Origin of the sequence: Tabrizicola fusiformis (assembly GCF_013328815.1) — a bacterium.
GTDB lineage: Bacteria > Pseudomonadota > Alphaproteobacteria > Rhodobacterales > Rhodobacteraceae > Fuscibacter.
In genome coordinates this window covers 1-25,238 of the sequence record NZ_JABUHN010000010.1, presented here as the reverse complement: position 1 = coordinate 25,238, position 25,238 = coordinate 1, and the positions used below count along the sequence as shown (strand labels likewise).

The 25,238-nt window shown below is 67.0% G+C and carries 24 protein-coding genes; 15 read left to right on the top strand and 9 right to left on the bottom strand.

Translation table 11 applies throughout. The features are described 5' to 3' along the window. Positions 1-89 precede the first annotated feature (89 nt). The 5 genes from HS053_RS15795 to HS053_RS15775 all read left to right on the top strand — a co-directional run bounded on the left by HS053_RS15795 (position 90) and on the right by HS053_RS15775 (position 4,480). Entirely contained in the window at positions 90-1,520 is a 1,431-nt protein-coding gene (locus tag HS053_RS15795) for an amidase (protein ID WP_174212237.1), read from the top strand. A gap of 9 nt (positions 1,521-1,529) precedes the next feature. Beyond that, positions 1,530-2,747, top strand: coding sequence for a 3-deoxy-D-manno-octulosonic acid transferase (locus HS053_RS15790; RefSeq protein ID WP_174212236.1), 1,218 nt, complete (start codon positions 1,530-1,532; stop codon positions 2,745-2,747). 132 nt (positions 2,748-2,879) lie between these two features. Continuing rightward, positions 2,880-3,356, top strand: a complete 477-nt coding sequence (locus HS053_RS15785) for an NUDIX domain-containing protein (protein WP_174212235.1) — start codon at positions 2,880-2,882, stop codon at positions 3,354-3,356. A gap of 51 nt (positions 3,357-3,407) precedes the next feature. After that, positions 3,408-3,830, top strand: a complete 423-nt coding sequence (locus tag HS053_RS15780) for a DUF1178 family protein (protein ID WP_174212234.1) — start codon at positions 3,408-3,410, stop codon at positions 3,828-3,830. Continuing rightward, the gene (locus HS053_RS15775; RefSeq protein WP_174212233.1) at positions 3,830-4,480 is read left to right on the top strand and encodes an SDR family NAD(P)-dependent oxidoreductase; all 651 of its coding nucleotides are present in this window, start codon (positions 3,830-3,832) and stop codon (positions 4,478-4,480) included. The genes HS053_RS15780 and HS053_RS15775 overlap by 1 nt, the downstream gene beginning before the upstream one ends. Positions 4,481-4,487: 7 nt before the next feature. On the opposite strand, the gene HS053_RS15770 is transcribed toward HS053_RS15775, so the two are convergent. Continuing rightward, positions 4,488-4,811 (bottom strand): 2Fe-2S iron-sulfur cluster-binding protein, encoded by a 324-nt coding sequence (locus HS053_RS15770; protein WP_174212232.1) that lies wholly within the window; start codon positions 4,809-4,811, stop codon positions 4,488-4,490. A gap of 171 nt (positions 4,812-4,982) precedes the next feature. Between HS053_RS15770 and HS053_RS15765 the strand changes: the two genes are divergently transcribed. Continuing rightward, positions 4,983-5,540, top strand: coding sequence for a peptidoglycan-binding domain-containing protein (locus HS053_RS15765; protein WP_174212231.1), 558 nt, complete (start codon positions 4,983-4,985; stop codon positions 5,538-5,540). Further along, positions 5,537-6,175 (top strand): HD domain-containing protein, encoded by a 639-nt coding sequence (locus HS053_RS15760; RefSeq protein ID WP_174212230.1) that lies wholly within the window; start codon positions 5,537-5,539, stop codon positions 6,173-6,175. The genes HS053_RS15765 and HS053_RS15760 overlap by 4 nt, the downstream gene beginning before the upstream one ends. Positions 6,176-6,220: 45 nt before the next feature. Here HS053_RS15760 and HS053_RS15755 read toward each other — a convergent pair whose 3' ends face one another. From HS053_RS15755 to rpiA, 5 genes are all read right to left on the bottom strand, one after another. Next, positions 6,221-7,636 (bottom strand): DegQ family serine endoprotease, encoded by a 1,416-nt coding sequence (locus HS053_RS15755; RefSeq protein WP_241699897.1) that lies wholly within the window; start codon positions 7,634-7,636, stop codon positions 6,221-6,223. A 281-nt stretch (positions 7,637-7,917) separates the two neighbouring features. Then, positions 7,918-8,802: a protease modulator HflC gene (gene hflC, locus HS053_RS15750; protein ID WP_458358902.1), complete on the bottom strand. Its 885-nt coding sequence runs from the start codon at positions 8,800-8,802 to the stop codon at positions 7,918-7,920. Continuing rightward, entirely contained in the window at positions 8,802-10,004 is a 1,203-nt protein-coding gene (hflK, locus tag HS053_RS15745) for an FtsH protease activity modulator HflK (RefSeq protein ID WP_174212228.1), read from the bottom strand. The genes hflC and hflK overlap by 1 nt, the downstream gene beginning before the upstream one ends. Before the next feature lie 154 nt (positions 10,005-10,158). Beyond that, positions 10,159-11,532: a glutathione-disulfide reductase gene (gor, locus tag HS053_RS15740; RefSeq protein WP_174212227.1), complete on the bottom strand. Its 1,374-nt coding sequence runs from the start codon at positions 11,530-11,532 to the stop codon at positions 10,159-10,161. 91 nt (positions 11,533-11,623) lie between these two features. Further along, the gene (gene rpiA / locus HS053_RS15735) at positions 11,624-12,412 is read right to left on the bottom strand and encodes a ribose-5-phosphate isomerase RpiA (protein ID WP_174212226.1); all 789 of its coding nucleotides are present in this window, start codon (positions 12,410-12,412) and stop codon (positions 11,624-11,626) included. Between the two features lie 140 nt (positions 12,413-12,552). On the opposite strand from rpiA, the gene HS053_RS15730 reads away from it, so the two are divergent. From HS053_RS15730 to HS053_RS15715, 4 genes are all read left to right on the top strand, one after another. Then, positions 12,553-13,893, top strand: coding sequence for an Nramp family divalent metal transporter (locus HS053_RS15730; RefSeq protein WP_174212225.1), 1,341 nt, complete (start codon positions 12,553-12,555; stop codon positions 13,891-13,893). A gap of 133 nt (positions 13,894-14,026) precedes the next feature. Then, positions 14,027-14,692 carry a glutathione S-transferase family protein gene (locus HS053_RS15725; protein ID WP_174212224.1) on the top strand — a complete coding sequence of 222 codons (666 nt, stop codon included), beginning with the start codon at positions 14,027-14,029 and terminating at the stop codon, positions 14,690-14,692. Positions 14,693-14,698: 6 nt separating this feature from the next. Next, complete coding sequence (locus tag HS053_RS15720) at positions 14,699-16,078, top strand: L-serine ammonia-lyase (protein WP_174212223.1); 1,380 nt, start codon at positions 14,699-14,701, stop codon at positions 16,076-16,078. A 413-nt stretch (positions 16,079-16,491) separates the two neighbouring features. Further along, positions 16,492-17,412 (top strand): DMT family transporter, encoded by a 921-nt coding sequence (locus HS053_RS15715; RefSeq protein WP_174212222.1) that lies wholly within the window; start codon positions 16,492-16,494, stop codon positions 17,410-17,412. On the opposite strand, the gene HS053_RS15710 is transcribed toward HS053_RS15715, so the two are convergent. Further along, positions 17,351-18,031 carry a thiamine diphosphokinase gene (locus tag HS053_RS15710; protein WP_174212380.1) on the bottom strand — a complete coding sequence of 227 codons (681 nt, stop codon included), beginning with the start codon at positions 18,029-18,031 and terminating at the stop codon, positions 17,351-17,353. The two genes, HS053_RS15715 and HS053_RS15710, sit on opposite strands and share 62 nt — an antisense overlap. 139 nt (positions 18,032-18,170) lie before the next feature. Here HS053_RS15710 and HS053_RS15705 point away from each other — a divergent pair, with 139 nt between their 5' ends. Further along, positions 18,171-20,594: a hypothetical protein gene (locus tag HS053_RS15705; RefSeq protein ID WP_174212221.1), complete on the top strand. Its 2,424-nt coding sequence runs from the start codon at positions 18,171-18,173 to the stop codon at positions 20,592-20,594. Between the two features lie 90 nt (positions 20,595-20,684). Here HS053_RS15705 and HS053_RS15700 read toward each other — a convergent pair whose 3' ends face one another. Both HS053_RS15700 and HS053_RS15695 read right to left on the bottom strand, forming a co-directional pair. Continuing rightward, positions 20,685-20,924, bottom strand: coding sequence for a DUF2842 domain-containing protein (locus HS053_RS15700; protein WP_174212220.1), 240 nt, complete (start codon positions 20,922-20,924; stop codon positions 20,685-20,687). 18 nt (positions 20,925-20,942) lie between these two features. Further along, positions 20,943-22,235, bottom strand: coding sequence for an adenylosuccinate synthase (locus tag HS053_RS15695; protein ID WP_174212219.1), 1,293 nt, complete (start codon positions 22,233-22,235; stop codon positions 20,943-20,945). Between the two features lie 90 nt (positions 22,236-22,325). Here HS053_RS15695 and HS053_RS15690 point away from each other — a divergent pair, with 90 nt between their 5' ends. The 3 genes from HS053_RS15690 (at position 22,326) to HS053_RS15680 (ending at position 24,928) form a co-directional block, all read left to right on the top strand. Continuing rightward, complete coding sequence (locus HS053_RS15690; RefSeq protein ID WP_174212218.1) at positions 22,326-22,736, top strand: VOC family protein; 411 nt, start codon at positions 22,326-22,328, stop codon at positions 22,734-22,736. 26 nt (positions 22,737-22,762) lie between these two features. Beyond that, entirely contained in the window at positions 22,763-23,137 is a 375-nt protein-coding gene (secG, locus tag HS053_RS15685; RefSeq protein ID WP_174212217.1) for a preprotein translocase subunit SecG, read from the top strand. Between the two features lie 147 nt (positions 23,138-23,284). Further along, positions 23,285-24,928 carry a CTP synthase gene (locus HS053_RS15680; protein ID WP_174212216.1) on the top strand — a complete coding sequence of 548 codons (1,644 nt, stop codon included), beginning with the start codon at positions 23,285-23,287 and terminating at the stop codon, positions 24,926-24,928. Positions 24,929-25,238 lie beyond the last annotated feature (310 nt).

Below are 25,238 nucleotides of genomic sequence, written 5' to 3'. Positions count from 1 at the left end.
TTCCTATGAGCGCTGACGCGCGTGCGGGGGCGCTTCGCCCCCCGGGCCGCGGACGCGGCCTCCCCCCGAGAGTATTTGGAGAAGGGCAAATGGAGCTTTGGCAGCATTCGGCCTCGGACCTCGCGCGGATGATCGCGGCGCGGGTCGTGGCGCCCTCGGAGGTGATGGCGGCGCATCTGGACCGGATTGCGGCGGTCAATGGCGCGGTCAATGCCGTGGTGTCGCTGCGCGACCGCGATGTGCTGATGGCCGAGGCGCGGGCGGCGGATGATGCGGCGCCCACGGGCTGGCTGCATGGGTTGCCGATGGCGGTGAAGGATCTCTGCGCGGTCAAAGGCGTGCGGACGACATGGGGTTCGCCGCTTTTTGCCGATCATGTGCCGGCGAAGGACGATCTTCTGGCCGCAAGAATGCGGGCGGCGGGGGCGGTTTTCATCGGCAAGACCAACACGCCGGAATGGGGCCATGGCAGCCATTCCTTCAACCCGGTCTTCGGTGTGACGCGCAACCCCTATGACCTGTCGCGGACGGCGGGCGGATCGTCGGGCGGGGCGGCGGCGGGGTTGGCGGCGGGGATGCTGCCGGTGGCCGATGGCAGCGACATGATGGGGTCTTTGCGCAATCCGGCGGGGTTCTGCAACGTCTATGGTTTCCGGCCCAGTTGGGGGCTGGTGCCGGGCGATGCCGAGGGCGACACCTTCCTCGCCACGCTGGCGACCGAGGGGCCGATGGGCCGCACTGTGGAGGATGTGGCGCGGCTGCTGGCTGTGCAGGCGGGCGAAAACCCCGAGGTGCCCTTTGGCCGCCCGGTGGAGGATTATGTCGCGGGGCTGGACCGCGACCTGGGCGGGGTGAAGATCGCCTGGCTGGGCGATTGGGGCGGCGCCTATCCGATGGAGCCGGGGATTCTGGAGCTTTGCGAAACGGCCCTGCGGCAGTTTGAGGAGATGGGTGCGGTGGTGGAAACCCTGCCGCCGCCCTTCCCGGCCGAGAAGCTCTGGCAGTCCTGGGTCACGCTGCGCGCCATGCTGAATGCGGGTGGGTTCCGCGCGATCCATGACGATCCGGCCAAGCGCGCGCTTCTGAAGCCCGAAACCCTGTGGGAGATCGAGCAGGGCCGCAACCTGACGGCGGCGGCGGTGCATGAGGCCAGCGTGATCCGCAGCCGTTATTACGCCCATATGGCGCGGCTGTTCTCAAAGGTGGATTTTATCGCCCTGCCCGTGGCGCAGGTCTGGCCCTTCCCGGCCGAATGGCGCTGGCCGCAGGCGATCGGCGGGCGGGCGATGGACACCTATCACCGCTGGATGGAAGTGGTCATTCCGATCAGTCTGATCGGTCTGCCTGCTTTGTCGGTGCCGGTGGGGTTCGGGCCGCAGAGCCTGCCGATGGGGATGCAGCTTGCCGGGCCGGTGGGCGCCGATGCAAGGGTGCTGGCGCTGGGGCAAGGCTGGCACCGCGCCACCGACTGGCCCTCGCGCCGCCCGCCTGCACTGGACGGAGGGGCGGCGGCGGGATAGTCCTGCGCCATGGTGATCTATCAGCTTTTCATGGTGCTGGCCCTGCCGGGGCTGATGCTGGCCGCGCTGATCCGCGGCGGTCTGGCCGAGCGGCTGGGCTTCGTGCCGCAGCCCGAGGACCGGGCGGGGCCGCGCCTCTGGCTGCACGGCGCCTCGAACGGTGAGCTGACTTCGGCGCGCTGGGTGCTTGAGGCGGTGCTGGCGGCCCGGCCCGGGGTGCAGGTGCTGGTCACGGCCAACAGTGCCACCGGGCGGGCGATGGTGGTGGGCTGGGGTCTGCCGGGGGTGGTCGCGGCCTATGCGCCGCTGGACACCGCCGGGGCGCCGGGCCGGGTTCTGGACCTGTGGGAGCCGCAGGCGCTGGTGGTGATCGAGAACGAGCTTTGGCCGTCGCGGCTTGCGGCGGCGGACCGGCGCGGCGTGGCGGTGCTGGTGATCGGCGCGCGGATGTCGGAGCGTTCGGCGGCACGCTGGGCCAAGACGGGCGGGCTGATCCGGGGCACGCTGGCGCGGGTGTCGTGGCTGTCGGCGCAGGACAGTGCCTCACTCGCGCGGTATCGCGCGCTGGGTCTGGCCGAGGCGGCGGCGGGGCCGGTGGTTGTGCTGAAGGCACAAGGCGGCGCGGCGGCGGGGCCGCTGCCCTTTGCGCCGCCTGCCCCGCGTGAGCGGGTTCTGCTCGCCGCCTCCACCCATGAGGGCGAGGAGGAGATTGCGCTGGACGGCTTTCTTGCCGCCCCCAATCAGTTTGACCTCTTGATCCTTGCCCCCCGCCATCCGCGCCGCAGCGCCGAGGTGCAAGAGATGCTGGACCGGCGCGGCGTGGCCTATGGCTTGCGCTCGCGCGGGGAGGCGGCGGTGCATCCGGTCTATCTGGCCGACACGCTGGGCGAGATGGCGGGCTGGTATGCCATGGCTGGCGCCTGTCTGATTGGTGGCAGTTTCGCACCGCGCGGCGGCCATACCCCGTGGGAGCCGGCCCGTGCCGGCTGCGCGCTGCTGCATGGCCCCGATGTCGAGAATTTCGCCGGCCCCTTCGCGCGGCTGGACGCCGAGGGCGGCGCGCTGCGCCTTGCCCGGCCCGAAGATCTGGGCGCTGCGCTGCGTGGGCTTTCGGCTGCGCGTCAGGCGGCGCTTGCGACGGTGGCGACCCGGCTCCTGACACCGCAGGACGGCGGCGAGCCGGTGGTGCAGGCGGTGTTGCGCGCTTTGCACAGTCCGGTGGCCTGAAAGGCGCTTTTGGGCAAAACCGGGTATCAAATGGGAAAGAATTGTAATATTCCCTTTGTATACCCATATTTCTATGTCATGAAACTGTTACAATCCGGGCGCAGACCCGGACATCCGATACAGGCGTAACCCGTGCCCAAAGATCTTGTCCCCACCGCGGAAGACCGCGACGGTCTGCCCATTCAATGCGGCGCCGTCTGCTGGCGCAAACATCGTGGCAGCGTTGAAGTGCTGCTGATCACCAGCCGCGACACCGGGCGCTGGGTGATCCCGAAGGGCTGGCCGATGAGCGGCCTCACCCTGGGCGGGGCGGCTGCGCGCGAAGCCTGGGAAGAGGCCGGCGTGCGCGGCGCGCTGGACGAGGGCGAGATCGGCGCCTTCTGCTATGACAAGCTGCTGAAGCCCGGGCAGGCGCTGCATTGCAGGGTGAATGTCTATGGCTTGCGGGTGTCGGAGCTGGCCGACAAGTTTCCCGAACGCAAGATGCGCCGCCGCAAGTGGTTCGACCATGCCAAGGCCGCCCGCAAGGTGGCCGAGCCCGAGCTGCGCGGCCTGCTGATGGCGCTGCCGATGCTGCTGGGTGTCGATACCGCCCTTGCGGCGGAATGAGTTCGGGCGCAGTCTGCGCCCAGACATCCTTGGCTTGGGACCGCCTGCAAGATGATCCGTTATGCCCTGCGCTGTGACAAGGCGCATGAGTTTGAAAGCTGGTTCGCTTCGGCTGCGGGCTATGATGCGCTGCGGGCGGCGGGGCATGTCGCCTGCCCGGCCTGTGGTTCTGCCCATGTCGAAAAGGCGCTGATGGCGCCGCAGGTCGCCACGGGCGAGGCGGCGGAACGCCCCCGGCTGGACCAGCCGCAGAGCGAAGCCGAGGCAGCCTTGGCCGAATTGCGCCGCCAGATCGAGGCAAATTCCGAATATGTCGGCATGAATTTCGCAGCCGAGGCGCGGGCGATCCATGATGGCGACGCCCCCGCCCGGTCCATCTATGGCGAGACGCGGGGCGACGAGGCGCGCAAACTGATCGAAGACGGGGTGCCGGTGGCGCCCTTGCCCTTCCTGCCCGGCCGGAAGGCCAACTGATGGCGGTTCTGATCACCGGCGCCGGGCGGGGCATCGGGCTGGCGCTGACGGTTGAGGCGCTGGCGCGCGGGCAGGAGGTGATTGCCACCACGCGCGGCCCGACCCCCGGCCTTTCCGGCCCGCGCTGGGAGCAGCTTGAGGTGACCGACCCCGCCGCGCAATCCGCCCTTGCCGCCCGGCTGGCGGGGGTGCCGCTGTCGCTTCTGGTCTGCAATGCGGGGATCTATGCCGAGAAGGCCACGCCCGGCTATGGTCCGCAGGTCTGGCAGGACAGTTTTGCCACCAATGTCGTGGGGGTCTGGCTGACCGTTGAGGCGCATCTGCCGGCGCTGCGGGCCTCTGGCGGCAAGATCGCCCTCATCGCCTCGCAGATGGGGTCAAGCGCGCGGGCGCCGGGCGGGTCTTATGCCTATCGGGCGTCCAAGGCGGCGGCGGTCAATCTGGGGCGCAATCTGGCGACCGATCTGCGGGCCGAGGGGATTGCGGTGGGCATCTATCACCCCGGCTGGGTGCGCACCGATATGGGCGGCAGCGGCGCCGAGATTGAGGCCGAGGTGGCGGCCAAGGGGCTGATGGGCCGATTTGCCGCCCTGTCCCTTGCCACCACCGGCTGTTTTGAGGATTGGCAGGGAAGACCCCTGCCCCTTTGACCGCAGATCAGATCTGCTTTTCCGGCATCTGCACCCGCAGCCCGTCGAGCGCCGGCGTCACCTTGATCTGGCAGGTCAGGCGCGAGCGGACCGGATCGGGATTCCAGGCGAAATCCAGCATGTCCTCTTCCATCGCATCCTTCTTGGGCAGCTTTTCCACCCATTCCGGCGCCACATAGACATGGCAGGTCGAACAGGCGCAGGCGCCGCCGCAATCGGCTTCGATCCCCGGAATGCCGTTGTCGCGTGCGCCTTCCATCACGGTCAGACCTGCGGCCACCTCGACCACATGCTCTTTGCCGGAATGTTCCACATAGGTGATCTTCGCCATTCTTTCCTGCCCGGTTTCGCGCCGCCCTGCGGCCTTTCGCAGGACATAGGCCAGATTGCCGCGATTTGCCAGAGGGTGGGGTGTGCAGGACTTTCGCGCAGGCGCAGGGGCCGCTATGCTGGCGGCAGAGAACCGTCCGGGGGGCAACTCCGGCGCGCAAAAGGGCAGAGCATGGCATTTCCCTCCCTTCGCAGCCTTTGGCTGGGCGCCGCCGTGGTGGCGCTGCTGGCGGGCTGCGTGGCGCAGGGCGGCAGCGGCCCCGGCCCCGCGCGTGCCGATCTGGCGCGCGAGCTGATCCGCCGCCCGCCGGGATCGGAAGCGCCCGAGGGGCCCGCCGGGGCCTGCTGGGCCAAGGACACCACGCCCGCAGTGATCGAGACGGTGACCGAGCAGGTCGTGGTAACACAAGAGCAGCGCGATGCGGCGGGCAAGGTGATTGTGCCTGCCAGCTTTCGCACCATCACCTCGCAGCGGATGCTGCGCGAGCGGGAGGAGGTCTGGTTCCGCGCGCCCTGCCCTGCGGATCAGACCGTGGCCTTTGTCGCCACGCTGCAACGGGCGCTGAAGGCGCGGGGGCTTTATGATCAGCCGGTGACCGGGGTGATGGACGGCGCCACCGCCGCCGCCATCCGCCGCTTTCAGGCCGAGCGGGGGCTGGACAGCGCCACCCTCTCGCTCGCCGCTGCCCGCGAACTGGGGTTGAGCGCGGTGGAGCTGGACCGGCTGTGAACAGCTACCGTGCGATCGTGGCGGCGGTCTGGGCGCAGGGCCCCGCCGACGGCGCGCATGACCTTGGCCATCTGGCCCGCGTCTGGACCAATGCAAAGGTGATTGCTGCGGATGAGACGGCGCGGGGCATCGCCGTCGATATGGCGGTGCTTGAGGCGGCGGTCTGGTTCCACGATCTGGTCAACCTGCCCAAGGATCACCCCGACCGCGCCCGCGCCTCGACCCTTTCCGCCGAGGCGGCGGTGCGGATATTGCAGGGCGAAGGCTTTGATCCCGCGCGCCTGCCCGCCGTGGCCCATGCCATTGCCGCCCACAGCTTTTCCGCCGGGATCGCGCCGGAAACAGCCGAGGCGCGCATCCTTCAGGATGCCGACCGGCTTGAGGCGCTGGGGGCGGTGGGGCTGGCGCGGATGTTCGTGGTGGCCGGGGCGATGGGCCGCGCCATCGCCGACCCGGACGACCCTTTGGCGTGCAACCGCCCGCTGAACGACCGCGCCTTTGCGCTGGACCATCTGGAAACCAAACTTTTCCGGCTGCCCGCGCTGATGCAGACGGCGGCGGGCCGGGCGCTGGCCGAAGAGCGGGCGGACTGGCTGCGCGGCTTCCGCGACCGGCTGTTGCATGAAATGGGTTAGGGCGGCCCCGCGCGGGACCGCCCCTTTCTGTGCAGGCGGATCGGGTTATTCGACCGACAGCGCCACGAAACGCGGATCGCCTTCGCGCCGGATCAGGAGCAGAAGCGACTTGCGCCCGGCAGCCTTGGCCTCGTCGATGCGGGCTTGCAGATCGGCCAGACGGGTGACCGGGGCCTGCCCGGCCTCGACGATGATATCGCCCGGCGCCACGCCCTTGCCCGCCGCATCCGAGGTGGCATCGACCGCCGTCACCACCAGACCTTCGGTGCCAGCAGGCAGGCCCATGCCCTTGATCACCTCATCATCGACCGGAGAGAGCGTCAGGCCCAGCACCTCGGCCTCTTGCGGTTCGGCCTGACCCTGCGGCGTGCCCGAGGCGGGCACCACCGCTTCGGCCTCTTCGCGGCGGCCAAGCTTGACGGGGATGGTCTGTTCCTTGCCTTCGCGCAGCACCAGAACCGGAACCTCTTCGCCGATCGGGGCATCGGCCACGGTGCGGGTCAGGTCGCGCACGTCGCTGATCTCGTCGCCGTTGAAGGTCAGGATCACATCGCCCGCCAGAAGCCCGGCATCGCGCGCCGGTCCTTCGGGAACATCGGTGATCAGCGCACCCTTGGCAGCGGCAAGGCCCATCGCCTCGGCCACGTCGGGGGTCACGTCCTGAATCTTGACGCCCAGCCAGCCGCGGCGGGTTTCACCGAATTCCTTGAGCTGATCCACCACTTTCGAAACCACATTCGACGCCATCGAGAACCCGATCCCGATGGAGCCGCCCGTGGGCGACAGGATCGCGGTGTTCACCCCGATCACCTGCCCGTCCATGTTGAACAAGGGGCCGCCCGAATTGCCCTTGTTGATCGCGGCATCGGTCTGGATGAAATCGTCATAGGTGCCCTGCAACTCGCGTCCCCGGGCCGAGACGATCCCGGCCGACACCGAGAAGCCCTGCCCCAGCGGGTTGCCCATGGCCATGACCCAATCGCCGACGCGCATATGGTCGCTGTCGCCGAAGGTGACAAAGGGCAGCGGCTCGGGGCTGTCCACCTTCAGAAGCGCGATATCGGTCTTGGGGTCGGTGCCGACCAGCTTGGCCTTCAGCCGGTTGCCGGAAAAGAACTCGATCTCGATTTCATCGGCGCCTTCGATGACGTGGTTGTTCGTCACGATATAGCCATCGGCCGAAATCACGAAGCCCGAACCCAGCGCCTGTTCGCGCTGCGGTTCCTGCGGGCCCTGCCCCTCTTGTCCGAAGTCCTTGAAGAACTCTTCAAAGGGCGAGCCTTTGGGCACCATCGGCCCGCCATCGGCGGGGGCGGCGACAACGGCGGTGGTGGTGATGTTCACCACCGAAGGGCTGATCGACTGGGCAAGATCGGCAAAGCTTTCCGGCGCGCCAAGCGCCAGCGCCGGGGCGCCGGGCAGCGCCGAGAAGGCCAGCGACAGGCCAAGGGCGGTCGCCATCAGCGCACGCGCCACCGGCCGGCGGGCCGGGGGGGTCAGGGGCGCCGGGCGGGGGGCCTGAGCAGGGAAACGGGTCAACACGTCCGAACTCCTTTTCATTCTGGGCGGGGCCCTGCGGCCCCTTCGGATCTGGGTTGCATCATCAGGTAACCAAGCGGGAAGGCAATGCAATCCCGCTCGCGCGCCGTCAACGCCTCGTGAAGGGGTTTGTCACGGCAAGGGGGCGGCGCGCAGCAAAAAGGGCCGGTGCAATGACCGGCCCTTTCGCAATCTGTCACGGCTCAGGGTGCCGGAGCGGGTGTCGCGGCCTGATCGCTGTTGAGATAGTCGAAGAAGGCCGAGTCGGGCGACATCACGATCGAGGAATTGCCGCCCTGCAACGCCCGCTCATACGAGGTGAGCGAGCGGGTGAAGGCAAAGAACTCGGGGTCGCGGCCAAACGCCTCGGCATAGATGCGGTTACGTTCGGCATCGGCCTGACCGCGGACCACCTCGGCGTTCTTGCGCGCCTCGGAGGTCAGCTCGACCACGGTGCGGTCGGCGGCGGCGCGCACACGCTGCGCCGCTTCGTTACCACGCGCGATTTCGTCGGCGGCTTCCCTTTGGCGTTCGGCCCGCATCCGGGCAAAGGTCGCCTCAAGGTTCTGGTCCGGCAGGTCGGTGCGGGTCAGGCGCACGTCGATCACTTCGACCCCCAGAGAGGCCGCCTCGCGCCGGGCCAGATCGCGGATCTGGTTCATCAACGCGGTGCGGTCTTCGGACAGCACACGGCCCGAGGGGACCGAGCCCAGAACCTCGCGGATGGCGGCATTCACAATCCGGTCCAGCCGGGCGCGGGCCTGATCCTCGCCCCCCGGGCCGACGGCTTCGCGGAATTCCAGCAGATCGGTGATCCGCCAGCGGGCAAAGGCATCAACCACAAGGCGGCGGTCATCGGCGGGGGTGACTTCGATCGGCTGGGTCGGCAGGCCCAGAATGCGGTCTTCATAGCGGACCACTTCCTGAATGAGCGGGATCTTGAAGCCAAGGCCCGGCTCGCTGACCTCTTGCTTGACCTGACCGAATTGCAGCACCAGCACGCGCTCGCGCTCGTCCACGATGAAGACCGAGGACAGGGCCAGCGCGCCCAGAACGGCAAGAGCCGGAAGAATGACAGCGGCGCGCATCAGTTGGTCCCCCCGTTCGTGGCGGCAGCGGCACCGGAGTTCATCCGGCCCAGTTCGTTCAGCGGCAGGAAGGGCACCACGCCCTGCCCGGCCTCGCCACCCTGCACGCCGTCAAGGATCACCTTGTTCATGCCGCCAAAGACCCGTTCCATGGTTTCCAGATACATCCGCTTGCGGGTGACCTTGGGCGCCTTGACGTATTCTTCATAGACCGAGAGGAAACGGCTCGCCTCGCCCTCGGCATTGTTCACGACCTGCGCGCGATAGGCTTCGGATTCTTCCAGAAGCTGCGCCGCCTGACCACGCGCGCCTGCGGTGACGCGGTTGGCATAGGCATCAGCCTCTTTCTCAAGCCGGTCGCGTTCCTGCTGTGCGGCCTGCACTTCGCGGAAGGCGTCGATCACCTCGCGCGGCGGGTCGGCCTTGGCGAAGTTCACCCGCACCACGTTGATGCCGGCATCATAGCTGTCGAGCGTGCCCTGCACCGCCGTCCGCAGATCGGTGGCGATCCGGCCGCGGTCGCGGTTCAGGATCGGCGCCAGTTCGCTGCGCGCGATGATGTCGCGCATGGCGCTCTCGGACACAGCGCGGATCGTGTCGGCGGGATCGGCAAGGTTGAAGAGGTATTTCGACGGGTCCGAAATGTTCCAGACCACCTGAAATTCGATATCCACGATGTTCTGGTCGCGGGTCAGCATCAGCCCGGTGTCCATGTCGCCCGCGGCGCCGGTGCCGATATCGGTCGTCCGCTCGCCCGTGACCGAGACGACTTCGGCGGTCACGAAGGGCCAGGGCGCAAAGTTCAGACCCGGATTGCCCGGGGTTCCGGTATATTCGCCCAGAAACAGCTCGACCGAGCGTTCTTCGGGCTTGACCGTGTAGAACGACATATAGCCCCAGAGCGCCGCCGCCCCCAGCAGGCCCAGCATCAGCCCCTGCCGCGTGAAGAGCGGCCCGATCGGGTTTTGCCCGGCGCCATTGCCACCGGGCGGCGCACCGCGCCCGCCACGCCCGCCCATCAGGACGCGCAACTGCTCTTGCCCCTTTTTCATCAGCTCGTCGATTTCGGGGATCTGCCCGCCGTCGCCCGGACGCCGACCGCCGCCATTGCGCTTGCCCTCATCGCGCGGTCCCCGGTCCTGGCCCCGGTCATCGTCGCCCGAGCCACCGCCGCCGCCCCAAGGGCCTCCGCTGCCTGCCATAGGTCTTGTCCTTCCCGTCAGATTTCCTTGCCCTGAATTGGGCAGTTTGACCGCAAAATCAAGCGCCCTGCGGCGCAAAGCCTGACAATCCCGCGCTTTGTCGCGGCGGGCGGGCGCGCGACAAGGCGGTGAAACCGCCCGGCGCGCCCCGGTTTCAGGCCGTTTGCCCCACACGGCGGGTGGGTTTGCGCATGGTCACCAGCTCTTCGGCGGCGGTGGGATGCACCGCCACGGTGCGGTCGAAATCCTCTTTCGTCGCGCCCATGCCGATGGCGATGGCGGCCAGTTGCACCATTTCGCCCGCGCCCTCGCCGACGATATGGCAGCCCAGAACCTTGCGGGTTTCCACATCGACCAGCAGCTTCATCAGCATCCGGTCCTGCCGGCCGGCGAAGAGCGTCTTCATCGGGCGGAAGCTGGCCACATAGACATCGGTGGCCCCGCGCGCCGCCGCCTGTTCCTCGGTCAGGCCAACGGCGCCGAGTTCCGGCTGGGTGAAGACGGCGCTGGCGATGTTTTCGTGGCGGAACTGCGTCGGCACGCCGCGAAACACGGTATCGGCAAAGGCATGGCCTTCACGGATGGCGACCGGGGTCAGGTTGACCCGGTTCGTCACATCGCCCACCGCAAAGATCGACGGCACGGCGGTCTGCGACCAGTCATCGACCTTGACCGCGCCTGCTGTGTCAATCTCGACCCCCAGCGCCTCAAGCCCCAGCCCATGGGCATTGGGCTTGCGGCCCGTGGCGTAAAGCACAAGGTCGAATTCTTCGGCGGCGCCATCGATGGTTTCGGCGCGGATGCCGGTGGCAGTCTGCTCCAGCCGGGCGACATCCGTGCCGCAGCGGATGATGATGCCCGCCGCCTGCATCGCCGCTGCGACATGGCCGCGCGCCTCGTCGTCAAAGCCGCGCAGGATCTGGGCACCCCGGTAATATTGCGTCACCTGAACGCCAAATCCGTTCAGGATGCCGGCAAACTCGCTGGCAATATAGCCGCCGCCCACCACCAGCGCCCGTTTCGGCAGGGCGGGCAGGTTGAACATTTCGTTCGAGGTCACGGCCAGCTCGCGCCCCGGAATATCCGGCACAAAGGGCCAGCCGCCGGTGGCGATCAGGATATGTCGGGTGCTGAACCGCTCCCCCGTCGCCAGACGCACGGTATGGGCGTCTTCCACCACGGCGCGGGTGTCGTGGATGGTCACCCCCGCGCCCTTGAGCGTGCCGCGATAGGCGTTTTCCAGCCGGTCCAGCTCGGCTGCCAGCGTGGCGCGGAAGGCGGGCCAGTCAAACGCGCCGCCGGTCACCTGCCAGCCATAGGCACGGGCGTCTTCGATCAGATGCGGGAAGGCAGAGGCATTCACCATCAGCTTTTTCGGCACGCAGCCGCGGATGACGCAGGTGCCGCCCATCCGGCTTTCCTCGGCCAGACCGACCCGCGCCCCACCTTCCGCCGCCGCGATCCGCGCCGCCCGGACCCCGCCCGAACCTCCGCCGATGACGAAAAGGTCATAGTCGAATTGCGTCATAGTCCGGTCCTTGTGTCAAATGTCGGACCCGGGGGTTTTGCACCCCCGGCCCCCGCAGGATATTTGGGGAGAGAGGATGGAAAAGGAAAGATCAGTCGCCCAGATCGGCGAAAATGTTGGTGTCGGGCGCGAAAAGGATGCGGTCGTCCCGCTCGGTGCCTTCGTTGATGTCGCGCACCGTCACCCGGCCATCGCCATGGCCGATGATCACGATATCGCAGATGTCGATGAAAAGACCGTTCTCCACAACGCCGGGGATCTGGTTCAGCACCAGCGACAATTGCCGCGGGTTGCCGATGCGTTTCAGGTGAAGGTCAACGATGTAATTCGCCTCATCCGTCAGAAGCGGCTTGTCGCCGTTCATCCGCAGGGTGACGTCGCGGTCCAGCACATCCATGCCGACCAGCAGCTCTTCGACCAGCGCCTTGGTGGTCTGCCAGCCGAAGGGGATGATTTCCACCGGCAGCGGGAAGGCGCCAAGCTGCGCCACCTCTTTGGCAGCATCGGCAATCACGATCATCTGGTCCGAGGCGGTGGCGACGATCTTTTCCTGCAACAGCGCCGCACCGCCGCCCTTGATCAGCGCAAGGTTGGGGTCAAATTCATCGGCGCCGTCAATCGTCAGGTCCAGCCATTTGGCATCGTCCAGCGAGGTGACGGGCACCCCCACCTGCCGCGCCAGTTCCGCCGTGCGGGTCGAGGTCGGCACGCCGACCACGCGCAGCCCCTCTTCGCGCACCCGCTCGCCCAGGCAGCGCACCATCCATGCGGCAGTCGAGCCGGTGCCAAGGCCCAGCTTCATCCCGTCCTGCACGAAGTCCACCGCGCGTTTGGCGGCAACGAACTTGGCCTTGTCGATGGGGGAAAGATCTGCGGGCATGGGGCCTCCGGGGGTTGTTGCCGCGCTTATAGGCCGAAGCGCACGGCCATGCGAGGGGTTTTGCTGCGGGTTTGCAGCCGTGCTTGACTTGTCGCGGCCGCGGGTTATGTTGCGAATAATTCGCATTAGCAGGAAGCACCATGACACACAAACCCGCTTTCGATCTTGCCTCGGGCTGGCGCGGGGCCCGCGGCGAGGCGGCGCTGTCGGATGTCAGCCGCACGATCCAGTTGCCCAAGGGCACATGGCGCCGCTTTGCCGCCTTCCTTGGGCCGGGTTATATGGTGGCCGTCGGCTATATGGACCCGGGCAACTGGGCGACCTCGCTCGCGGGCGGTTCAACCTTTGGCTATACGCTGCTGGTGGTGGCGCTGGTGTCGAACCTGATGGCCATCGTGTTGCAGGCGCTGGCGGCGCGGCTGGCGGTGGCCTCGGGGCGCGATCTGGCGCAGGCCTGCCGCGATGCCTTTCCGGCTTGGGTCTCGGTGCCGCTCTGGGCGCTGGCGGAAATCGCCATCATCGCCACCGACATTGCCGAGGTGATCGGCACGGCCATCGGGCTCAACCTGCTCTTCGGGGTGCCGCTGGAGATCGGGGTGGTGATCACCGCGCTGGATGTCTTCCTGATCCTCTGGCTGCAAAAGAAGGGGTTCCGCTGGCTTGAAGCCTTTGTCATCACGCTGCTGGGGGTGATCGCCGCCTCTTTCGCCATCCAGATCGCGCTGGCCGATCCCGATTGGGGTGCGGTGATCAAGGGCTTTGCCCCCACGGTCGAAATCGTGAAGAACCCCGAGATGCTGTATCTGGCGCTGGGCATTCTGGGCGCCACGGTGATGCCGCATAACCTCTACCTGCATTCGGCCATCGTGCAGACCCGCGCCTGGGGCGATAGCCTGCCCGAAAAGCGCGAGGCGCTGCGCTATGCCACGATCGACAGCACGGTGGCGCTGATGTTCGCGCTCTTGATCAATGCCTCGATCCTGATTCTGGCGGCGGCGGCGTTCCACGGGCCGGGGCAGCCGCAGGTCGCCGAACTCGGCGATGCGCACCGGATGCTTGGCCCGCTTCTGGGGGCCACGGTGGCGCCGATGCTGTTCGCGGTGGCGCTCTTGGCCTGCGGGCTGAACTCCACCGTCACCGCGACACTGGCGGGGCAGGCGGTGATGGAGGGCTTTCTGCGGATGCGGCTGGCGCCCTGGGCACGGCGGCTGATCACGCGGGGCATCGCCATCCTGCCCGCCGCCGGGGTGACGATCCTTTACGGCAGCGCGGGAACGGGTGAGCTTCTGATCCTGACGCAGGTGGTTCTGTCGCTGCAACTCAGCTTTGCCGTGGTGCCGCTGGTGATGTTCACCGCCGACCGCGCCAAGATGGGGGCGCTGGTGGCGCCGCGCTGGCTGGTGGTTCTGGCGACGGCGATCGCGGTGGTGATCGTGGGGCTGAACCTGAAACTGCTGGTGGATTTCTTCGGCGGGGTGTGATCCCCGCCCCCAAGACCGACCGCCAAATCTGCGGACCTGCCCGGTCTTTTGGCATCCGGCGTCCCAAAGCGTCGCATTTTGCATTCCGGTCAGGGCGGCCCCTTGCCATAGTCGCGGCAAATGGAGGTCCAAGATGTATGTCCTGCACTACTCCCCCGACTCGGCCTCGATGGCCGTGCGGATGGTTCTGGAGGAGCTGAACCTGCCGCACCGGCTGCAACTGGTGAATCGCGAGGATGGCAGCCGCGACAGCGCCGCCTACCGCGCGATGCAGCCGCTTGGCCTGATCCCGGCACTGGAAACGCCCGAAGGCGTGATGTTCGAGACGGCGGCGATCCTGCTCTGGCTGGCCGACCGGCATCCGCAGGCGCGGCTGGCCCCGGCGCCGGGCGATGCGGCGCGCGGCGATTTCCTGAAATGGTTCTTCTACACCTCGACCAACCTGCACCCGACGCTGTTGCAGGTCTTCTACCCACACCGCCTGATCGGCCCCGAGGCCGCCGATGCGGTGGCACAGGCGGCCCATGCCCGCTTTGTCAGCTATCTGCCCGCGCTTGAGGCGGCGGCAGCCGCGGCGCCCGACTGGCTTTCGCCGCACCGCCCCACCATCCTCGGCTATTATCTTGCGATGCTCCTGCGCTGGATGGGCAGCTTTGCCCCCGACAGCGGGTTGCGGATTGACCCGGCGGATTATCCGGCGCTGCACCGCGTCCTGGCCGCGCTGGAAACCCGGCCCGCGGCACAATCCGTCGGCCGACACGAGGGGCTCGGCCCCCTGCCCTTCACCGCAAGCACCTGAGGCGCCATGTTTCTTTCCGTCTTCGACATGTTCAAGGTGGGCGTCGGCCCGTCATCGTCCCACACCATGGGGCCGATGGTGGCCGCCGCAAGGTTCCTTGACCTGATGCGCGCCTCACCCTTCCATTTCCACGGGGTTGCAGGCTCACTTCACGGCTCGCTGGCCTTTACTGGCGTCGGCCATGCCACCGACCGCGCCACGATCCTCGGCCTTGCCGGGTTCGAGCCGGCCAGCTATGACGCGGCCAAGGCCGAAACCACGCTGGCCGCGATCGAGGCGACCCACCGCATCGCCCCGCCCGGCCTGCCGGAACTGGCCTTCAACCCGAAAACCGACCTCACCTTTGACTACGGCCCTCCCCTGGCCGGCCATGCCAACGGCATGATCCTCAAGGCAAAGGATGCGCAGGGCGACGTGATCCTGCAGGAAACCTATTACTCCATCGGCGGCGGCTTCGTGCTGACCGCGGCGGAACTGGCCGAAGCCGGCGGCGCCGGCGCCAAGGCCCGCGCCGACGTGCCCTATCCGTTCGAAACGGCGGCTGAAATGCTGGAGATGGCCGCGAAATCGGGCCTGAGCATCGCCCGGATGAAACGCGCCAACGAGCTGAAATTCCGCACCGCCGCCGAGATCGACGCCGGTCTTGCCCGGCTGTGGGAGGTGATGAACGCCTGCATCTCGCGCGGGATGACCGGCGAAGGCATCCTGCCCGGCGGCCTCAAGGTGCGCCGCCGCGCCAAGGGCATCCATGATCAACTGATGGCCGAGCGCGGCCTGAACATGACCGCCCCGCATACGATCAACGACTGGATGAGCCTCTACGCCATGGCGGTGAACGAAGAAAACGCCGCCGGGGGGCAAGTGGTGACTGCGCCGACCAACGGGGCGGCAGGCGTGCTTCCGGCGGTGATCCGCTACTGGCTTGACCATGTGCCGGGCGCCGCCCCCTCGGGCGTGGGCGATTTCCTGCTGACGGCGGCGGCCATCGGCGGCCTGTGCAAACACAATGCCTCGATCTCGGGCGCCGAATGCGGCTGTCAGGCCGAAGTGGGCAGCGCCGCCGCCATGGCCGCCGCCGGGCTCTGCGCTGTGATGGGCGGCAGCGCGATGCAGGTGGAAAACGCCGCCGAAATCGCGCTGGAACACCACCTCGGCATGACCTGCGACCCGGTGAAAGGGCTGGTGCAGGTGCCCTGCATCGAACGCAACGGCCTTGGCGCGATCAAGGCCGTCTCCGCCGCCTCGCTGGCGCTGCGCGGTGACGGGGTGCATCTGGTCTCGCTGGATGCCTGCATCGAGACCATGCGCCAGACCGGTCATGACATGCACGAGAAATACAAGGAAACCTCGCTGGGCGGGCTGGCGGTGAACGTGCCCAACTGCTGAGGCCGCACCCCGGTCTTCGGCAGGAGCGGGGGTTTCACACCCCCGCACCCCCGTGGAGTATTTCCAAAGGTGCAAATGCAAGGGATTGCGTCCCGGCCGACGGCACCAGTCCAGTGCGCAGGGGTTAACGCCCACGCGACCGGGACGACTTGCACCTTGCGGCCATCGGGACTCCTCCCTGTTCCGCAGGATCATGATGCGGCGAAATGGTAAACAACTCCCTTACATTTGCACCTTTTGAAATACTCCCGCCGGAGGCCCCGGCTTCCGCCAGACCACCGCCCCGGTCTGTCGTCCGCGGCAGCCGGGCGCGCGGGGGCTCGATGCCCCCAAGCGGCCGCCCCGGAAGGGGAAACACCCGCGAGGTCGCAATCAGACGATCCTGCGGCGACGCATCCGGTTAGGAAGGCGGCATGACACAGGACCGCATCCTTCCCGGCATCATCCTCATGTTGGCCTTCTGCGTGCTGGCGCCGCTGCTGGACACCGCATCCAAGCTGGCCACGGCGACCATTCCCGTCGGCCAGATCACCACGGCGCGATTTTTGGTTCAGGGGGTGCTGATGGTGCCGGTGGCGCTGGTCATGCGGCTGTCCTGGGGGGCCTCGCCGCGGGTGCTGGCGCTGATCACCCTTCGGGCGGTGTTCCTGATCGCCTCGACCTTCGGCTTTGTCGCGGGGGTGCAGTTCATGCCCATTGCCGATGCCCTGGCCATCGTCTTTGTCGAGCCCTTCATCCTGTTGATCCTGGGCCGGCTGATCTTTGGCGACCATATCGGGCCGCGCCGGATCATCGCCTCGCTGGTGGGATTTGCCGGGTCGATGCTGGTGATCCAGCCCTCGCTCGCGGCATTCGGCACAGTGGCGCTCTATCCGCTGATCTCGGCCTTTGCCTTTGCCTTCTACATGCTGGTCACCCGGGCGATTGCCGCCGAAGTGCATCCGGTGATCCAGCAACTGCACACCTCGATTGCCGGGGCGGCGATCTGCCTGCCGGCCATGGTGTTGTTGGACGGCACAGGGCTGGCCATGTTCGATCCGGTGATGCCGCAGGGCTGGGCATGGGTGTGGCTGTTCGGCGTGGGCTTCTGGGCGGCGGCCAGCCATATGTGCATGACGCTGGCGCTGAAACATGCCCCGGCCTCCACCCTGGCGCCGATCCATTATCTGGAGATCGTTACCGCCGTCGCCCTTGGCTATGCCGTGTTCGGCGATTTCCCAAATGCGCTGACCTGGGTCGGCATGGGCATCATCATCGCCTCGGGGCTTTACATCATCCACCGCGAGCGGGTGACGGCAGGCCAAATCCGCGCAGAACTGCCCGAAGCGATCTGACGGGCAGGATCACCAGCATCGCCGCCGCGTCGAAGCGCAGCCGCACCCGCGGCGCGCTGACTTCGTTCGAGGTGCCGATCATGCCGTCCGGCGCGAAGTGCAGCCCGTCGATCGGCCAGCGCAGCCCCTCGCTTGTCCCTTGCACCGGCGCCATGGGGAAGAGCGACAGACGCGAGCCGACGGGCAGGTGCAGCTCCATCTCGGGCGGCGCCAGAAACGTCACCTCCTGCGCGCTCAGGATCAGGGCGCGGCGGTCGGGGTGGCGGGTCAGCGCGTTCAGCACGGCAAGCCCGTGGTCCAGCCGCGCCCCCTGAAACCCCACGCCCAGCACGAAGGGCGCCCGGATATGGCGCAGCGCCTTGTCAAAATCGGTGGTTTCCTGTTCCGCAACGGGAAACAGTCGGCCCTGCAACCGGGCCTGTGCCCCTGCCGAAATCGAATCGAAATCGCCGTAGACCGCCCGGGGCATGACCCCCAGCCGCAAGAGCCGGTCCGCCCCGCCATCGGCGGCAACGATTTCAGGGGCATGGGCCAGCGCCCGGCGCAGCAAAGCCGCGCCGAAAGGCGCCCCGCCGGCCAGTGTCACCCCCTCGCGGGATTCGACAATCCCCTGATTCATGCCAATACTGTTCATCCAATTGCGGCAAAGAGCCCATCCGGTGAACACAATCAATCCTTCAAATTACCGCCGTCTGTCCATGGAAACGAACAGGACGGCGGGCAATTTGGCGGGGTGAATAGTCAAGAGGCGGCATCCGATGCTCGGAGCGAGTAAAATTCTGACGGTGTCCTACGGGACATTCTCCTGCACGCTGGAGGGGTTTGACGAGCCCTTCTCGACGATGAAGGCGATCGCAGAATATTTCCGCGATCTGGCCGCCGAGGACCGCTATTTCGGCGCCGAGCCGCCCACCCCCGATGCCGCCATGCTGCACCGTATCGCCGAGCGCGAGATTCAGCGCCGGGTCGAGGCCAAGGTGCAGGAAAACGGCGTGATCCTGCGGGCGGGTGACGAGGGCAGCGTGCGGGCGGCGCCGGTTCCGGCTGTGGCCCCCTTTCTGGATGCGGCCCCTGCACCGGATGCGGCCCCGGCGGAATCCGCGGCGGACAAGCTGCGCCGCCTGCGCGGCGAGGCGGCGGTGCTGCCGGTTGCGCCCGCTGTGGCGCCCGCGGCAGAGTCGGCGGCAGAGCCGAGTGAACCCGAAGCAGCCCCGCTGGTCGCCCCCACGGCGCCGGTTCTGGCGGCGGCTTATGAAGAGGATGAGCCGGTCGAAGACCTGCGCGCCGATGTCGGCTTTGACGATGACGCGCCGGTGGAAACCGGCTTTGGCGCCGATTTCGACTATGACGGCGATCTGGAGCCCGAGGCGCCGCAGGCCGATCTGCTGCCCGAGGTGGCAGAGCCGGTGGCAGAGATTGCCGAAGAATTTGTCGAAGAGCCCGTCGAAGACTTGGCCGAAGACCTGATCGAAGATTTGGGCGAGGAATTTGCCGGGGACGAGCCGGTGCTGACTGCGGCTGAAATTCTCGACGCGGATGTCGCGGAAGAGTTGCCCGACAGCTTTGCCGAGGAATTTGCCGAAGACACCGACCTGTCCGAAGAGACCGATCTCGCCGATGACGGCGACGAGGCGATGCTGGCTGCGCTTGCAGTGCTGGATGCGCCCGCCCCTGCCACCGAAGCGGTGACGGAAGCGGGGACCGATGCCCTGCCCGAAGATCAGGACTGGGACGACGAGGATGAGGGTGACGACACCGCCGCCATGCTGGCCGCTCTGGTCGATCCGCAGCCCGAGGCCCCCCCGGCCGCCGCGCAGGATGACGCCGAAGATGACGGGTTTGCCCTTGGCAACCTGACCGCGCCCGCGACCTTCGACTTTGACGACGATGCGGATGACAGCTTTGCCGAAGATGAGGCCGAGGCCAGCACCGGCACCGAAGCGATCGACGCGGCCGAACTGGTGGCCGCGGCCCCTGCGCCTGCGCCCGAAGCCGAAGAGTTGGCCGAAGAGGCGACCCCCGCCCCGGTCAGCGAAAAGGCCCAGCGGGCCCGCGCCCGGGTGATCCGTATTCGCCGCAGCGATGCGCCGGCTGTGGCCCCCGTCGCAGCTCCTGTCGCGGCACCCGCCCCTGCCGAAGCCGCGGCGCAGCCGCTGCGCACCTCGCTCTTGTCACCCGAAGCCGAAGCGGCGTTGCAGGCCGAACTGGCCGCGCTCGAAGCCGAGATCGGCGGGCCTGAGGTCCATGCACCTGCCCAGCCCGCCGTTCAACCCATGGAACAGCCCGAGGCCGAACCGCGCCGCCGGACCGAGACCGGCGCCCTTGGCACCGGCGCGGATGATTCGGTGTCGCGGCTGATCGCGCGCACCGACACCGAGATGGACGGCGAAGACACCCGCCGCCGCCGCTCGGCCATCGAGCATCTCAAGGCTGCCGTGGCCGCCACCACCGCCGAACGCCAGATGCAGGGCGCCACGCCCGCGCGCGGCGAAACCCGCAAGGATGCCTACCGCGCCGATCTGGAACAGGCCGTGCGCCCGCAGCGTTCCGAAGGCCAACGGCTGTCGCCGCTGGTTCTGGTTTCGGAACAGCGCATCGACCGCCCGCGCTCGACCGCCTCGACGGCGGCGCTTTCGGTCGCGTCGGACAATCTGGCCGATGCAGCGCCCGCCGCCCCGGCCAGCGCCCCCGGCCCGGTGCGTCCGCGCCGCGTCAAGGCGGGACGCCATACTGCCGCTGTGGCCCAGACCGTGGCCGAACTGGCGCCCGAAGAAACGCCGGTCGCCCCGCCCGCGCCGCCCCGCCCGCAGGTGGTGCCGCCGCAGGCCGATCTGGATGCCTTCGATCTGGATGATGAGGATGAGGACGACGGCAATGTCTTCTCCGACAGCAAGGGCTTTGCCGACTTTGCCGAACGGCTGGGGGCGACGCAGCTTCCCGATCTGATCGAGGCGGCGGCGGTCTATTGCGCCATGGTGCTGAAGCGGCCCGAATTTTCGCGGCCGCTGGTGCTGCGTCAGGTTGCCGAACTGCCCGCCGGTGCGGGCCTTGCGCGTGAAGAATGCCTGCGCAGCTTTGGCTATCTGATGCGCAAGGGCCGGATCGCCAAGATCCGGGCCGGGCATTTTGCGGTGACCGAACGCTCGCCGATCCTGGCCGAGGCACTGCGCAACGCCGGCTGATCAGGATACCGGGACAGAACATCGGGGCGGAGGCTGCCACTCACGCCCTTGCGAAGGCGGGCCATCGGGGGATGGTCCGCCTTTTGCCTTTCAGGGGTCTTTCGGCGCGTCCGGGTCGTCTTGCCCCACACCGCGGAACACCGCCCGCAAGGGCAGCGCCCAGAGGACGCCAAGCCCGACATAGACGAGGAACTCCATCGGAACCGAAGGGCGGCCCCGCCAGGCATTCAGCCAATCCACCAGATTGACCGCCACTACGATATACAGCGGCAGCCCGACCAGAAGGATCAGCAGCGACAGGCGGCGGCGGGTCTTGTAGCCAAGGGCCATGGCCGTTCCTTCCGGGGTTCAGTCGGCGAAGGGATCGGTCACCAGAATGGTGTCGTCCCGTTCCGGGCTGGTGGACAGGAGCGCGACCGGGCACTGGATCAGCTCTTCGATGCGGCGGACATATTTGATCGCCGCCCCCGGCAGATCGGCCCAGGACCGCGCGCCTGCGGTATTCTCGGACCAGCCTTCCATCTCTTCATAGATCGGCGTGCAGCGGGCCTGTTGATCGGCGGCGGTGGGCAGGTAATCCATCCGCTGGCCGTCGAGTTCATAGCCGACGCAGATTTTCAGCGTCTTGAACCCGTCCAGCACGTCGAGCTTGGTCAGCGCGATGCCCGACACGCCCGAGGTGGCGCAGGTCTGGCGCACCAGCACGGCATCGAACCAGCCGCAGCGGCGCTTGCGCCCGGTGACGGTGCCAAACTCATGCCCCCGCTCGCCCAGACGCTCGCCATCGGCGTCATGCAGTTCGGCGGGGAACGGGCCTTCGCCGACGCGGGTGGTATAGGCTTTGACGATGCCAAGGACGAAATCAATCGCGGTCGGGCCAAGGCCGGTGCCCGTCGCCGCCTGCCCGGCGATCACGTTGGACGAGGTGACAAAGGGATAGGTGCCAAAGTCGATGTCCAGAAGGGCGCCCTGCGCCCCCTCGAACAGGATGCGCTTGCCCGCGCGCCGCGCTTCGGTCAGCACTTTCCAGACCGGGCCGGCATAGGGTTTGATCTTGGGTGCGATTTCAAGGATCTGCGCCTTGAGCGCCGCCGGGTCCACCGGATCAAGGCCAAGCCCCGCCCGCAGCGCGTTGTGATGGGTCAGCAGGCGGCCGATCCGGGTGTCGAGCGTGGCTTCGTCAAAGATGTCGGCCACGCGTATGGCGCGGCGGCCCACCTTGTCTTCATAGGCCGGGCCGATGCCGCGCCCGGTGGTGCCGATCTTGGCCACGCCGGTCTGGCTTTCGCGGCCGCGGTCCAGCTCGCCATGGATCGGCAGGATCAGGCTGGCATTTTCCGCAAGGATCAGGTTTTCCGGCGTGATGTCCACGCCCTGCGCCCGCAGCTTGTCGATCTCGGTCACAAGGTGCCAGGGGTCCACCACCACGCCGTTGCCGATCACCGAAAGCTTGCCGCCGCGCACGATCCCCGAAGGCAGCAGCGACAGCTTGTAGACCTTGCCGTCAATCACCAGCGTATGGCCGGCGTTGTGGCCGCCCTGGAATCGCGCCACGATGTCGGCACGTTCCGACAGCCAGTCCACGATCTTGCCCTTGCCCTCGTCGCCCCACTGGGCGCCCACGACAACCACGTTTGCCATATGCACGGTCCTTGCGCTTTGGAAAAACCGTGCGAGCTATAGCGACCACAGGCGGCCAGCGAAACAGCAAAATGGCCGCAGGAGGATGCGATGTTTCTCTACCTGACCCTCGGCACCAATGATCTGGCCGCCGCGAAACGCTTTTACGATGCGGTGATGCCGACGCTCGGCCATGGCTTGCGCGCCGAATATCCTGATGAGGTGGGCTATGGCCCGCCTGCCCCGGCGCGGATCACGCTCTGGATCACCCATCCCTATGACAAGCGGCCCGCAACGGTGGGCAACGGCTCGATGCCGGCGCTGGTGGCGCCCAGCCGGGCCGCCGTCGATGCCTTTCACGCGGCGGGGCTGGCGGCAGGCGGAACCGACGAAGGCGCGCCGGGCCTGCGCCCCCACGGGCCGCATTTCTACGCCTGTTATCTGCGTGACCCGGACGGCAACAAGCTTTCCGCCGTCTGCGAGGCGCCGGACGGGCTTGCGCCGCCGGGGGGTTCCGCCTAGATAGGCGCGTCAGCTTCGGGGTTCCCATGGAAAACGTCGTCCTTATCATCCACCTGATCCTTGCGCTTCTCCTGATCGGGGTCGTGCTGCTTCAGCGTTCGGAAGGGGGCGGCCTGGGCATGGGTGGCGGTGGCGGCGGCGTGGTCTCGAGCCGGGGCGTGGCCACGGCACTGGCCAAGCTGACCTGGATTTTTGCCATCGCCTTCATCGCCACCTCGATCACGCTGACCGTGCTGGCCAGCCGTGCCGCGGATCAAGGCTCGGTCGCCGACCAGATCGGCACCACGGCCCCCGCCACGCCCGAAGCGCCCGCCACGGGGGGCAACCTGCCCACCGGCACCGACCTTCTGCCGCCGCCCGCGGCCGATGCGCCTGCCGCCCCGCCCGCCGCCGAAAACTGACCACTACCTTTTGACGCCACCACGAAACCGACTGCAAAATCTTGCGGTCCGGTTGCGCCTTGGTCATTCCTCGGCTATAGGTCAACTCCCGTGGTGCTGCGATTCCCACGCGCCGAATCGCGCTTTTTATCGACTACGGGAGGCCCAATGGCTCGCTATATCTTCATCACCGGCGGTGTGGTGTCCTCTCTGGGCAAGGGGCTGGCTTCGGCCGCCCTTGGGGCGCTGTTGCAGGCGCGCGGCTATACCGTGCGGCTGCGCAAGCTTGACCCCTATCTGAACGTCGATCCCGGCACGATGAGCCCGTTTGAACATGGCGAGGTTTTCGTCACCGATGATGGCGCCGAGACCGATCTGGACCTTGGCCATTACGAACGCTTCACCGGGGTTCATGCCCGGCAGACGGATTCCATTTCCTCGGGGCGGATTTACTCCAATGTGCTGGAAAAGGAACGCCGCGGCGACTACTTGGGCAAAACCATTCAGGTGATCCCGCATGTCACCAATGAAATCAAGGACTTCCTCCGCATTGGCGATGATGAGGTCGATTTCATGCTGTGCGAGATCGGCGGCACGGTCGGCGATATCGAGGGACTGCCCTTCTTCGAAGCCATCCGCCAGTTTATCCATGAGCGCCCGCGTGGCCAGTCGATCCTGATGCACCTGACGCTGCTGCCCTATCTGGCGGCCAGTGGCGAGCTGAAGACCAAGCCGACCCAGCATTCCGTCAAGGAATTGCAGTCGATCGGCCTTGCGCCCGATGTCCTTGTCTGCCGCAGCGAACATCCGATCCCCGACCGCGAGCGGGAAAAGATCGCCCTCTTCTGCAACGTCCGCAAAGAGGCGGTGATCCCGGCCTATGACCTGAAGACGATCTATCAGGCTCCCTTGGCCTATCACAAGGCGGGGCTGGATCAGGCGGTGCTGGATGCCTTTGGCATCACCCCGGCGCCGAAACCGAACCTTGCCCGCTGGGAAGATGTGATGGACCGCCTGACCCATGCCGAGGGTGAGGTGAAGGTGGCCATCGTCGGCAAATATACCCAGCTTGAAGACGCCTATAAGTCGATCGCCGAGGCGCTGACCCATGGCGGCATGGCCAACCGCACCCGCGTCAAGGCCGAGTGGATCGACGCCGAGATTTTCGAGCGCGAAGACCCGGCCCCCTGGCTGGAGAATTTCCACGCCATTCTGGTGCCCGGCGGCTTTGGCGAACGCGGCACCGAAGGCAAGATCAAGGCCGCCCAATTCGCCCGCGAAAAGAAAATCCCCTATCTGGGCATCTGTCTGGGAATGCAGATGGCGGTGATCGAAAGCGCCCGCCATCTGGTCGGCCTGAAGAACGCCGGGTCCGAGGAGTTTGACCACGAGGCGGGTGAAAAGCGTTTTACCCCGGTGGTCTATCACCTCAAGGAATGGGTGCAGGGCAATCACACCGTGCGCCGCAAGGCCGATGATGCCAAGGGCGGCACCATGCGGCTGGGCGCCTATACCGCCAATCTCAAGGCCGGCTCGCGGGTGGCCGAAGTCTACCACGCCACGGTGATCGAGGAACGCCACCGCCACCGCTATGAGGTGGACATCCAGTATCGCGCCCAACTGGAAGAGTGCGGCCTGATCTTCTCGGGGATGAGCCCGGACGGCAAGCTGCCGGAAATCGTCGAGGTGAAGGACCATCCGTGGTTCATCGGCGTGCAATTCCACCCCGAACTGAAATCGAAACCCTTCGCCCCGCATCCCCTGTTCGCGGATTTCGTGCGGGCCGCGAAAGAGGTTGAGCGGTTGGTGTGACGGTTACCCCTGCGATAGGAGGGTTATCCGGCGTAAGACCGGATGACCCCTTCGATGGCGATTGCATGGCCAAGTATCTGACCAAGCTCCGAAATCGGGTGCTTGGTCTCGTTCTTTTCAGAATCAAAGAGCCCGATAGCCTTGTTTGATTTCGAATTGAAGTAAAGCCGGCAAACCGGCTTTCGATTGTTATCATCCACAAAAACACTGCAGTAGGACTTTGCATCGCGCATGGCTCTGTTGCACAAATCGGTTGATCGTGGGACCTCCCCTTTCCGTGGACAGACCTACCCCGCGACCTCTGTGATAG